Here is an 11,766-nt window from a genome sequence, read left to right as displayed (position 1 = left end):
TGGGAATTATGTCTACACTTCCGCCCTGGGCAAATACTTCCGGAATATTGGCAAGCGCTAGACAAAAAAGAAAGCAAATCAGGCTAATAGCTTTAAGTATTCGATACATCCTACAAAAGCCTCTTTTTCAGCAAAATTACTTAGCACCTTCTTCGGCGATTAGTAACATCGCATTACTGACCACAGCAGGCCATCTCGGCACATTTGTCGGACTCATTTTCTATAAAATATTCGTGCAGCACGCGGACGGCGAGTTCGGCGTATTTGCGTTCTATGCCTACGCTGATTTTTATCTCCGAAGTGGTTATCATCTTGATGTTGATGCCTTCGCGGCCCAAAACTTCAAACATTTCGGCAGCAACCCCGGCGTGGTTTCGCATTCCTTCACCGACGACGGATAGCTTGGCCACATCGGTATCGACCTCAATCGACACACCTTGCAGCTTGCTCTCTATTAGCGTCGTAATGGCTTCTACCGAGCGATCGACGTCGTCTTCTGCAACGGTAAACGCTATATCTGAAAAACCTGCCGCCCCCTCGCTCTGAACTATTATATCGACCACCACACCGGCCTCCCCCAGGCATTTAAAAATCTTTGCGGCATTTCCCGCATAATCGGGAACTCTTCTAAGCGTAATCTTAGCCTCATCGCTTCGACAGTTTATCCCAGAAACAACTGCATTTTCCATATTTGCATACTCCTCTACTATCTCCGTTCCATCGGCATCGGTAAAACTCGATTTTACTAGCAAGCGAACCGCATATTTTCTAGCTAAATCAACACTTCTTGTCTGCAACACCTTCGCACCACTGCTAGCTAACTCTAACATCTCTTCATAAGTCAAATGACTTAGTTTCTTCGCATTCTTGCAGACACTCGGCGAAGCCGAATACACTCCATCCACATCAGTATAGATCTCACACGCTTCCGACTTTAGTGCAGCAGCAATAGCAACGGCAGTGGTATCAGATCCACCTCGACCAAGAGTGGTAAAACTTCCGTCCTCATCTATTCCTTGAAAACCAGTAACAACAGGAATAATACCTTGATTCAACAAGCTAACTAACCTATCCGGACGAACATCGCTAATGAGCTGCTTGCCAAAAATTCTTCGCGTCTCCAAGGGAATCTGATAGGCCGTTAACGACATGGCTTTAGCCCCCTCGCGCTGAAGCGCAAGCGCCATCAGAGCAGAGCTAATTTGCTCGCCAGAAACGACTAACTGGCTATACTCTCGCTCATCAAACCGGTTTCCCCCTGCAACAGCGCGGCAGAGTTTTACCAAACGGTCAGTTTCGCCCGCCATGGCCGAAACTACAACCACAACCTTCTTTCCCGTAGACGACTGCTTTTTTAAAACGCGCTTTGCCACCTCGGCAATGCGCTCAACCGTACCGACCGAAGTGCCCCCAAATTTCATTACAACAGTTTCTAACATTTCTCCCCTTTACCAGATCCTAAAGGTTTAAGCATATTTCTAAGCGATAATAGCAATCTATCGCCCTCCTTTGCAACTGCGCTAAATACCAAGCACCGCTCGTCTTGGCGGTCTTGGCCAGTATCGCAGTACTCTATATTTATAATCATGTGCAATAAGTCTAATAGCCACTTAGCTCGCTCCGGCCACTCGACTAAAACAATTTTGGCTGAATCTCCCCTATAATCCAATATCTCATTTTCTCCGCAATTTTCGCCCAGGCGGTACAGATCCCAATGATGCAAACTCTCTATCCGTCTGTCTAAACCTGGCGATAAGAGATAAATATGTTCGAGCACATAAGTGGGGCTTGAGATTTCCTCCCTTACCCCCAAGCCAGCAGCGACGCCCCTTACGAGTTCCGTCTTCCCAGCGCCCAGAGGACCAGAAAGGCCAATAAGTTCTCCGCCCGCAAAAAGCCCGCTTAGCAACCTGCCGATCTCATAAGTCTCCTCGAGACTGCGACTAATAATTTCTACTGACCTTTGATTTGTGGTCGGGTGGGACATATGACTAAGAGCACAACAAGGCACGCACGACTCTCTATACAACTCAATCCCCAAAAACGCTAATTGCATTGCCTGGAAAGGGTTTATTATCGGTAGGTGGCAAATGCAGAAGCCTATTAATCACCCGAGGTGAATAATCGATTATATCCCCGGCCTTCGCGCCCACACTTCCGCCATATTTATGCCTCAGCTCGCCCACACACTCGCCATGAACATAAACTGCACACAGACAGGCATTTTTTAGCCCCATTCCCCGCCCAAGCATTGCAGCCAAAACGCCAGTAAGAACATCTCCCGAACCAGCCGTAGCCAAAATTTCACTAGCGGCGGGATTAATAAATATTTCCCCATCCGGCCCACAAACAACCGTCCTAGCGCCCTTTAGTATCACCCAACATTTTAGCCTAGCCGCTAAATCGCCAGTATTGCCAAGGCGATCCTGCTCTACTTCGGCTGTCTCTATCCCACATAGCCTCGCCATCTCACCGGGGTGCGGGGTTAAAATCGACTGAGGTGGAATTTTCTCTACCAAACCCTTGCGAAGCGAAATCATATTTATCGCGTCAGCATCAATGACTAGCGGCATTTCTAGCCGCAAACTCTCTTCAAAAACCATCTCCAACAGGTCGCCTGCTCCTTCCCCTTGCCCCATACCTGGCCCAATAGCTATGGCATTCTTCCCCTCCAGCGCATTTTTCAACCATCCCCTGTCTGGCTTTCCAAACGCGAGGTAAGCATCTTCAGCCGCTTCGAGACACATCAGCTCGAGCAGTTGAGTTTGAACTTCCCTTGCTGCACTCTTGGGTAGGCACATAGTTACTAGGCCCGAACCACATGCGATAGCGGCTAGCGCCGTCATCTTCGGAGCACCAAAGTGACCGGAACTCCCGCCCATAACTAGCACGTGTCCGCGACGACCCTTATGCGCTTCGTCGCGTTCCCTATAAGCCTCACTTAACAAACCTGAAACAGCAGAAGCAGTCACTAATTCGCGCCTAACACTAGCAATCTCGCTAAGGTTATTCGAAATCCCTATATCGGCAATATACACTTCCTTGCCGCAATACCTGCTTGCGGGGAACAATACATGTCCAATTTTTGGGCACTGCAGTGCTACCGTCTGCGTTGCATTAATACATGCACCCAAAACTCTCCCGGTGCTAGCCTCTGCACCACTGGGGATATCTACCGAAACAACTTGAATTGAATTCTTTGCCGAAATTTCATTAGTTAGCTCCACGAGCTTTGCAGGCCAGTTCTCCATGCTGCCGCGAAAGCCAGTCCCATAGATAGCATCGATAATAACTCCACTATTCTCTAGCAAAGAAGCTACTTCGCTATCATTCAGACTGTCTAAGTTCACCTCCAGCACCTTTCCGCCACAATTCTTCCAAACTAAAGCATTACTCGAGGCATCTCCCTTTAGCGATTCTATTGACACAGTCGCAAGAACCATTACATTCCAAGCAGCCTCCTTGAGATAGCGCGCAACGACGAAGCCATCGCCCCCATTATTGCCGCCTCCCGTAAGCACAACTGCCTGGCGCTTCTTGCACGACGGATCGACTGACTTCAAAACAAAACTAGCTACCTCCCTTCCAGCCGACTCCATCAAAACTCGCGACGGAACGCCAAGGCGCGTTTCCATAGCCCTGTCGGCCGCAGCCATCTCAGAAGCAGTGAGTATTTTTATCACCTTCCTAGTTCCTGTTGAACTACCATCGCAAGCTCATTAGCCATTGTCGTACAAAGCTCCTTATCCGCAGCTTCCACCATCACGCGGGCCTTAAACTCCGTGCCAGAATATCTAAGCAACACCCTCCCGACATTATTTAGTCTGCCCTCGACCTTCTTAATTGCCGAAGTAATTTTCGGGCACTGCTCAAACGGTAGCTTCTCTCTTACCGGCACGTTGACTAAAACCTGTGGATGGCGCTCAACCAAGGACGAGAACTGAGAAAGCGGTTTGCCACTTTTAAGCATAATAGAAATTACCAACAACGATACTAACAGGCCATCGCCGGTGGTATTGTGATCCAGCGAAATGATATGTCCAGACTGTTCTCCACCTAAATTTAAACCCCGCGCCAACATCTCAGCCAAAACATAGCGGTCCCCCACGTCTGAACGAAATAGCGAAATACCGCGCTCTCTTAGCGATAGCTCTAAGCCTAAATTGCTCATCACAGTTCCGACTACGGCATTGCCCTTTAGCTTACCCTCTCGCTTATATGCAGTAGCGCAAATGGCAAGCAATGAGTCGCCATCGTATAGTCTTGCGTTCTCGTCGCACATGATAACGCGATCTGAATCGCCATCAAAAGCTATACCTAAATCAGCACCGTATTCCCTAACAACCTCGCACATTGCTTCTGGATGCAAGCTACCGCACCTTAGGTTAATATTTTGTCCATCCGGCTCGTTCGCCACAGCAATTACCTTTGCACCCAACTCAGAGTAGACTAATGGAGCAATCTTATAAGCCGCTCCATTGGCGCAATCCATTACCACCTTTAGCCCTTCAAAGTTTGCATCGCGCTCAACAGAGCTCTTAACATAAACCGCATATCGCCCAACTGCATCGTCTATGCGAAAAGCCTTGCCGATAAGCTCTGGGACTGCGCGAAGCTCGTCCAGATGTCCAGGTTCCATGAGATATTCAATTTCGCTTTCCGTCGCATCCGGCAACTTAAAACCATCCGCACCGAAAAACTTCACCCCGTTATCCTCATACGGGTTGTGCGAGGCAGATATCATGCAACCCGCATCGGCGCGCATGCTGCGCGTCATAAAGGCAACTCCAGGCGTTGGCAATGGCCCAACGAGTAGGACATCGACACCCATGGAGGAAATTCCGGACGCTAGTGCGGTCTCTAACATATAGCCAGAAACGCGCGTGTCCTTGCCTATTAATATGCGGTGACGCCCTTGCGAGCGACGAAGTACATACGCCGCAGCGCGACCAACCCGCATTATAGTTTCCGAATCCATAGGGGCGACATTTGCAACGCCGCGAATTCCATCCGTTCCAAACAGCTTACCCATGAGTAGACACCAACTTAATCCTTACTTTTTTTGGATCCGTACGCACGAGCTTCACCGCTGGCGGAAAATTGCCCGACAAACTTACCTCGTGACTGCCTCCATTAAACTGACTACCATCGGCCACGACCTTCAATGGCTGTCCTCCAATAGAATCGAGCAAATTAACCGGCCCATTAAGCGTTACCGAAACGCTAGATGGCTCTACACTTGCCGCAAAACCTTTAGGAGCAACGACCGTAACGCTAACATTATTAATCGTTCGCTCCTGCTCAATCGGCACTACCGATACTTCCACAGTTGCAACGTCAACTCCTAAACGAGTTAACTCCCCCTTCCCTACAAGAGGCAACTCAAAACTCTTTTTAGCCTTTAGCCCGTTTAGATCGATAGGAGCAGTTTTTATAGCATTGAGGCCAAATAATTCACTCCGCGGCCCCACCGCAAAAACCGTTTCCGGTACCACCTTTATTTCCCCCACAACATAGCCAGCCGCAACAGTTCCCACTTGATCCGCCACGACCAGGAGATTCTTTCTAAGCACTTGCTCCATCTTGAGTTTAATAGACGCTGGCTCTATTCCCAAAATCTTCACCCCTGGAAGTCGGCGTAGGTGATTAGCTGTTAGCATTAACTCGTAGTTCGACGGCGTAGGAACCGGCAGATCCACAAAAATGGAGTTGTCCGCTAACTCCAGCTCCTTCACATTCGACACTGGCCCACGAACTTTAAACTTTGCAAATAATCCCCCTTCCGCGTTTGGAGGCCAAACTATCATCATACTTTGTGGAAGATTGCGAATGGCAATGCTAGCCGAAATCGTAGCCGAAATAGAGTTATCAGAACTATAAAAAAATAATTCTAGCATTATTGCTAACAGAAGCGAGAATATCTTTAGGCCAAAATTTTCGGTCGTCAGGATTTTCACGACTGCTGACCTCCCCCGCCTCTATCTATCTCTGTATCCTCGCTACCATCAACTCCTTCCTCCAAGTCAGTCCCTCCCTGATCAGACGCGCCTTGATTAGAACTCAGCCTAATCGCTTTCGCCCTTTGTCGAATGCCTTTTCGCTTTTGCTCGCGCACTACTGTGCATCTGTGAAGCGCGCTATAAAGGGTCTTTTGCGTGAGGTCTCGAGTAATGCGCCCCTCTCTCACGAGCGAAATTGCCCCAGTTTCCTCCGATACTACCACCACCAGCGCATCCGTCTTTTCCGAGAGGCCAATGGCGGCGCGATGCCGAGTGCCAAGGTGACTGCTAACATTGGGGTTAAAAGTTAGCGGCAACACTGCACCGGCCGCCACAACCCTATTCCCCTCGATGATGGCAGCGCCATCGTGAATAGGCGACCAGGGAACGAAAATGCTAACGAGCAATTGGTGACTAACGACCGCATCTATCTTAACCGCCCCATCGCTATATTCGTTTAGCCCAACCTCCCTCGTCACGACTATAAGCGCACCCAACCTCTTAGATGCGAGTTCAGAGGCAGCTCGCGCAACCTCATTAAGAGTGTGCTCTACAACGCCAGAGGTCTTAGCCGTTATCCCCGGCCCGAGGCCAACTTTAATTAACGCCCTGCGCAAGTCATCTTGAAAGAGAACGACAACTACTAGAATCAGAGAACCAAAAAAGCTATCTAAGATAAGCCCCAAAGTAGCAAGCCCAAGCTGCTTGGAAATGAGGTGCACAACTACGAGCATTCCCAAGCCCGCAAGCATCGGCAATGCCCTAGTGCCCTTTACCATTAGCAAGATGCGATATATGAGAAACGACACAACGATGACGTCCAAGACACTGCTAAAAACCGTGGGATTGAGCAGGCCCTCTAGATTCATCTCATGCTGCCTTAATAGATACCGGCTGTCCATTAGATGAGGGGCCATTGGTAGGAGTAGAACCCCGAACTATCTCTTCTACCTCATTAGCATCTAGCGTCTCCCTCTCGAGAAGCGCACGCGCTAATCTCTCAAGCGCATCTCTGTGCTCGTGCAAAAGCTGACGAGCTCGCGTCATCTGTTGCTCGACAATCTCGCGAACTTCGCGGTCTATCAGTCCAGCCGTCTCCTCAGAGTAGTCTTTGCTATGACCGATATCTCGGCCAAGAAATATTTGCTCCTCCTTTCGACCATAGGTTAATGGCCCAAGCGCCTCGCTCATCCCCCACTCACAGACCATGCGACGTGAAATATTCGTAGCCGCGCTTATGTCGGAAGTAGCACCAGTAGAAATTTCCTCAAATATCAGCTCTTCAGCCGCACGTCCGCCAAAAGCAATGCAAATGCGCCCCAGCCAGTAATCCTTGGGATAGGTGTGCTTCTCGTCTTCTGGCAGTTGTTGCATTAAGCCAAGCGCTACTCCACGCGGCACAATTGTTACCTTGTGAACGGGATCCGACCCCGGAACGAATTTCGCTACAATTGCATGTCCCGCCTCGTGATATGCCGTAACTTTTTTCTCTCTCTCCGATAGCACCATAGAACGCCGCTCGGTGCCCATTAAAATCTTGTCTTTGGCAAACTCGAAATGTTTCATGTTTACTGATTTAGCGTCCTTACTAGCTGCGTACAGTGCAGCCTCGTTCACCAAATTTGCCAAATCTGCTCCCGAGAAACCCGGGGTTCCCCTCGCTATGGTGACTAAATTTACATCCTCCGAAAGTGGAACCTTCTTGGTGTGAACTTTCAACACGCCCTCGCGCCCCCTAATATCTGGAAGCGGAACCATAACGGTGCGATCGAAACGCCCCGGTCTCAACAACGCCGGATCTAGAACATCTGGCCTATTCGTGGCTGCGACTAAAATAATTCCTTCGTTTGGTTCAAATCCGTCCATCTCGACGAGGAGCTGGTTTAGCGTCTGCTCGCGCTCGTCATGGCCCCCACCTAAACCCGCTCCGCGATGGCGTCCAACGGCATCGATTTCGTCTATGAATATTATACACGGCGCGTTCTTCTTGCCCTTCATAAAGAGATCTCTAACGCGAGACGCTCCGACGCCTACAAACATCTCGACGAAGTCCGAACCAGAAATGCTAAAAAACGGCACTCCAGCCTCGCCAGCTATCGCGCGCGCTAAAAGCGTCTTTCCAGTTCCGGGATTACCGCACAGCAATACGCCTTTGGGAATTCTTCCGCCGAGCTTGGTAAATTTTTTGGGATCCTTAAGGAACTGAACGATGGACTCCAGTTCCTCCTTTGATTCGTCGATCCCCGCTACATCGTCAAATGTAACCTTCTCGCGCCCTTCTTCCTGCAAACGCGCGCGGCTCTTGCCAAAACTAAGCGCCTTTCCCCCACCCACCTGCACTTGGCGCATAAAGAAAATCCAAACGCCAATTAAAAGCAACATGGGGAACCAGTTTGCAAGCAAAATAAAATACCACGACTCCTCCTCTCTGGGTTTGGCCTCGACTTTTACTCCGTTATCCAGCAATACTTTAATGAGCTCCTGATCCGTAGGCGGCATCTTGGTAGTGAACTTGTTCTCCGTCCCTACGCTTGAGCCGTATTTGTAAAGCCCAACTATTTCTGTCTCCTTTATCTCGACCTCGCTCACTCGACCATCAGAAACGGCCTTGCGAAACTCTGAGTATGGGATGTCTAGCCCTGCGGTTCGCGGCTCCTGCACTACGTTGTAGAGCAGGAGAATCATAATTATGAGAAAGAGCCAAAAAGCGGCATTTCGTGAAAATTGACCCAATTTAAATATAACCCAAAATAATATAGAAAGTTTAAATACAACAAAGTTTATAGCACTATACCGTCTTCAAACAGGTAAGTTGCAGTAATGAGGCCGTATTGCTGTCCACTGCCGCCATTTCCGATCTTGCTACGCCAGGTACCCAGATAATCTTACCAGAGCTTTCTACTATAGGCATTGTGCGCCGCTCTGTCAACGTAACCCCTTGTTCTTGAAAGAGTTTTTTTAGCTTTCGCCGGCCCCTTTTCCACACTCGCATACTGTCTCCGGGACGAGGAAAACGCACCAGCAAAGAGTTGGTTTCTAGCGTATCAAAATCGAAAAAAACCCTATAAAACTTCTCCTTAGGGGCCCGTTTCTCTAAGTCTCTTAAATCGGTAACTGCGCTGCACGGCTCAAGTTCTTGCCGCGACAACAATTTTGCCTCAAGTAATAACTCCCTTCCATCAGCAGTTTTCCAAGCTATACTTCCGGGAATATCGAGCTTATTAACATCGTTATCGGCATGGTCAGTCTCTAAGAAATCTGAGGACGCGACATCGCTTCCAAGCTTGAACCTAAGTTTATTGTCTCGGTCGACAAAACAACTGACTAAAAAACCTAAATCCGAAGCAGCTAGATTTCCGCGCGCAACCTCAACTGCTCTTATAAAACTACTATACCCAAGGTATTTTGCCGCAGAAGGCACTTCCCTAGCAGCGAGCAAACGCGCTACTCTCCAGGCGATAGCCGGCGAAAGTTCTGCGATTTTTCGCGCCAAATTTGGTGAGGGCCCAAGGCTATCTAAAGCCTCACCTGCACATCGCTCTAGTTCCGCCTCATCGCTCGTAAGGCGATTAATGGTTGCGGTTACTCCATCGAGCAAATTCGGATTGAGCTTCTTCACGCTAGGAACCAACGAATGGCGAATGCAGTTTCTCGTCCGCGACGTATCTAAATTAGATTCGTCTTCGACATATTCAAGATTATGCCGCAATGCGTACGCAGATAAGGCGCTACGAGCAATCGATAAAAATGGCCTAAATAGGCGTGTCGTAGTGTCAAAGCTTCCAATGCAATGAGAACTAGAAGCAAGCCGCGCAGAGATAACGCGCATGAAAAATGTCTCAACTTGATCATCTAAATGATGCGCAGTAGCAACAGCATCAAAACCAACGCGCATGCGAGTTCCCTCCAAAAACTCGTAGCGAAGCCTGCGGCCCCAGGCCTCCACGTTTTCTCGCCCCAAAAACTTCGGCGCCCGCTCAGAAAAAAAAGGCAAATTATACTGCCTAGAAAGCGCCTCAACAAAACGCTCATCCCCCATGCTTGCCTCGCGTAACCCATGGTCGAAATGTGCCACCACTAGGGACAACTGAGATTCCTCAGCAGTTTTTGCCGCCACATCCAGCATGACGCGCGAATCTACGCCTCCCGAAACCGCTAAGACCACGCTTAGAGGATCTTCTGCATTCTTGCCTAAATTCGCTCTTACTAACTCGATCGATTTAGCAAACTCGAGAAAAACAACATTATCCAACCGCTCTGCCATTAAAAAATAAAACCGCTCTAAAGATAGGATCGCTAAACTGTTCTATCGCTCACGCTAAGTTGCTCTTAACATTAGCTCTCACCCACTCGATAATCTCCTGAGTACTTGCTCCTGGAGTAAAGAGTTTTTTTACTCCCTTAGCTTCCAGTTCCTCCATGTCTTGACGAGGAATAATCCCTCCACCGAATACCACAATATCGCTAGCGCCAGCGTCTTTTAGCAATTCTATCACTCGCGAAAAAAGATGCATATGTGCGCCCGAGAGAATGCTTAACCCAATACCATCGACGTCTTCCTCAATAGCGGATTTTACAATCATCTCTGGCGTCTGATGCAGCCCGGTATAAATCACCTCAAAGCCAGCATCTCTAAGCGCCCGCGCAATAATTTTCACCCCGCGGTCATGGCCGTCAAGGCCAACTTTGCCGATTAGTAACCTCAATCTCGTCGTAGAAGAACTCTTATCCATTAGCTAAATCCCGGGTCTGTATAAACTCCATAAACTTCCCTAAACACATCGCACACTTCACCTAAGGTAACACCCATATCTACCGCCTCTATCATCGGCTTCATAGTGTTCAAATTCTCCTCGCAGGCCTTCTTTAATGCATCCAAGCGTGTCTGCACCTCGAGCGAGTCGCGCTCATTTTTAAACTCCAGCGTGCGCCTGACTTGTTCGGCTTCTACCGATTTATCAATTTCTAAAATATCTATCTCACCGATGCCAATCTCATCATCGTCAGTATAAGCGTTAACGCCAACAATAATTTGCTCCTCGTTTTCCACTCGTCGCAAGAATGCATATGCGGCCTCGGCTATTTCCTTCTGCGGGAAACCATCCTCGATAGCCTTTAACATTCCGCCCATTGCATCCAAGTGATTTATATAATTAATAGCCTCCTTTTCAATCGCATCAGTCATGTATTCTACGAAATACGATCCGGCCAATGGGTCTATTGTGTTAGCCACGCCAGTTTCCTCGGCAATTATTTGCTGAGTCCTCAACGCAACCTTAACCGCCGCTTCCGTAGGTAACGCCAGAGTCTCGTCCATTGAATTAGTATGAAGAGACTGTGTTCCCCCCAGCACAGCAGCTAAAGCCTGTATTGCTACGCGCGCGACGTTATTTAACGGCTGCTGAGCCGTTAAACTCACTCCGGCAGTTTGGGCGTGGGCCCGAAGCCTAAGAGAGTGCGGGTTCTTAGCGCCAAAGCGCGTTTTTACGATATTAGCCCATAGCCGCCTAGCTGCGCGAAATTTAGCAATTTCCTCAAAGAAATCGCTATGCACGTCCCAAAAAAACGATAGTCTAGGGGCAAATGAATCTACATCCATGCCGCGTCGCAAACACTCCTCCACATATGTAATTCCGTTGTAAACGGTAAACGCCAACTCCTGCGCCGCTGTAGAGCCAGCCTCTCGTATGTGATAACCAGATATGCTAATCGGATTAAATTTGCGAGCATGTTCGGCACAAAATTCAATTATGTCGCACGACAGCTT

At 48.8% G+C, this 11,766-nt stretch carries 10 protein-coding genes; all 10 read right to left on the bottom strand.

The features are described from left to right. Nucleotides 1-173 precede the first annotated feature (173 nt). On the bottom strand, nucleotides 174-1,439 hold the full coding sequence (locus IT291_10915) for an aspartate kinase (protein MCC6221739.1): 1,266 nt from the start codon (nucleotides 1,437-1,439) through the stop codon (nucleotides 174-176). Further along, complete coding sequence (gene tsaE, locus IT291_10910) at nucleotides 1,433-1,987, bottom strand: tRNA (adenosine(37)-N6)-threonylcarbamoyltransferase complex ATPase subunit type 1 TsaE (protein MCC6221738.1); 555 nt, start codon at nucleotides 1,985-1,987, stop codon at nucleotides 1,433-1,435. The genes IT291_10915 and tsaE overlap by 7 nt, the downstream gene beginning before the upstream one ends. A gap of 43 nt (nucleotides 1,988-2,030) precedes the next feature. Further along, nucleotides 2,031-3,683, bottom strand: coding sequence for an NAD(P)H-hydrate dehydratase (locus IT291_10905; protein MCC6221737.1), 1,653 nt, complete (start codon nucleotides 3,681-3,683; stop codon nucleotides 2,031-2,033). After that, nucleotides 3,680-5,032 carry a phosphoglucosamine mutase gene (locus tag IT291_10900; protein ID MCC6221736.1) on the bottom strand — a complete coding sequence of 451 codons (1,353 nt, stop codon included), beginning with the start codon at nucleotides 5,030-5,032 and terminating at the stop codon, nucleotides 3,680-3,682. The genes IT291_10905 and IT291_10900 overlap by 4 nt, the downstream gene beginning before the upstream one ends. Further along, nucleotides 5,025-5,957 carry a YbbR-like domain-containing protein gene (locus IT291_10895; protein ID MCC6221735.1) on the bottom strand — a complete coding sequence of 311 codons (933 nt, stop codon included), beginning with the start codon at nucleotides 5,955-5,957 and terminating at the stop codon, nucleotides 5,025-5,027. The genes IT291_10900 and IT291_10895 overlap by 8 nt, the downstream gene beginning before the upstream one ends. Further along, entirely contained in the window at nucleotides 5,954-6,868 is a 915-nt protein-coding gene (locus IT291_10890) for a TIGR00159 family protein (GenBank protein ID MCC6221734.1), read from the bottom strand. The genes IT291_10895 and IT291_10890 overlap by 4 nt, the downstream gene beginning before the upstream one ends. 1 nt (nucleotide 6,869) lies before the next feature. Beyond that, nucleotides 6,870-8,732, bottom strand: coding sequence for an ATP-dependent zinc metalloprotease FtsH (gene ftsH / locus IT291_10885; protein MCC6221733.1), 1,863 nt, complete (start codon nucleotides 8,730-8,732; stop codon nucleotides 6,870-6,872). Between the two features lie 55 nt (nucleotides 8,733-8,787). Further along, nucleotides 8,788-10,263 (bottom strand): tRNA lysidine(34) synthetase TilS, encoded by a 1,476-nt coding sequence (gene tilS, locus IT291_10880; GenBank protein MCC6221732.1) that lies wholly within the window; start codon nucleotides 10,261-10,263, stop codon nucleotides 8,788-8,790. 49 nt (nucleotides 10,264-10,312) lie between these two features. Continuing rightward, nucleotides 10,313-10,732: a cobalamin B12-binding domain-containing protein gene (locus IT291_10875; protein ID MCC6221731.1), complete on the bottom strand. Its 420-nt coding sequence runs from the start codon at nucleotides 10,730-10,732 to the stop codon at nucleotides 10,313-10,315. Continuing rightward, a partial coding sequence (locus IT291_10870; protein MCC6221730.1) for a methylmalonyl-CoA mutase occupies nucleotides 10,732-11,766 on the bottom strand: 1,035 nt, incomplete at its 5' end. The genes IT291_10870 and IT291_10875, both read right to left, overlap by 1 nt.

The sequence above is a fragment of the Deltaproteobacteria bacterium genome (assembly GCA_020845775.1).
In the GTDB taxonomy this organism is placed as follows: Bacteria; Bdellovibrionota_C; UBA2361; order SZUA-149; family JADLFC01; genus JADLFC01.
This window is presented reverse-complemented; position numbering and strand designations above follow the sequence as displayed.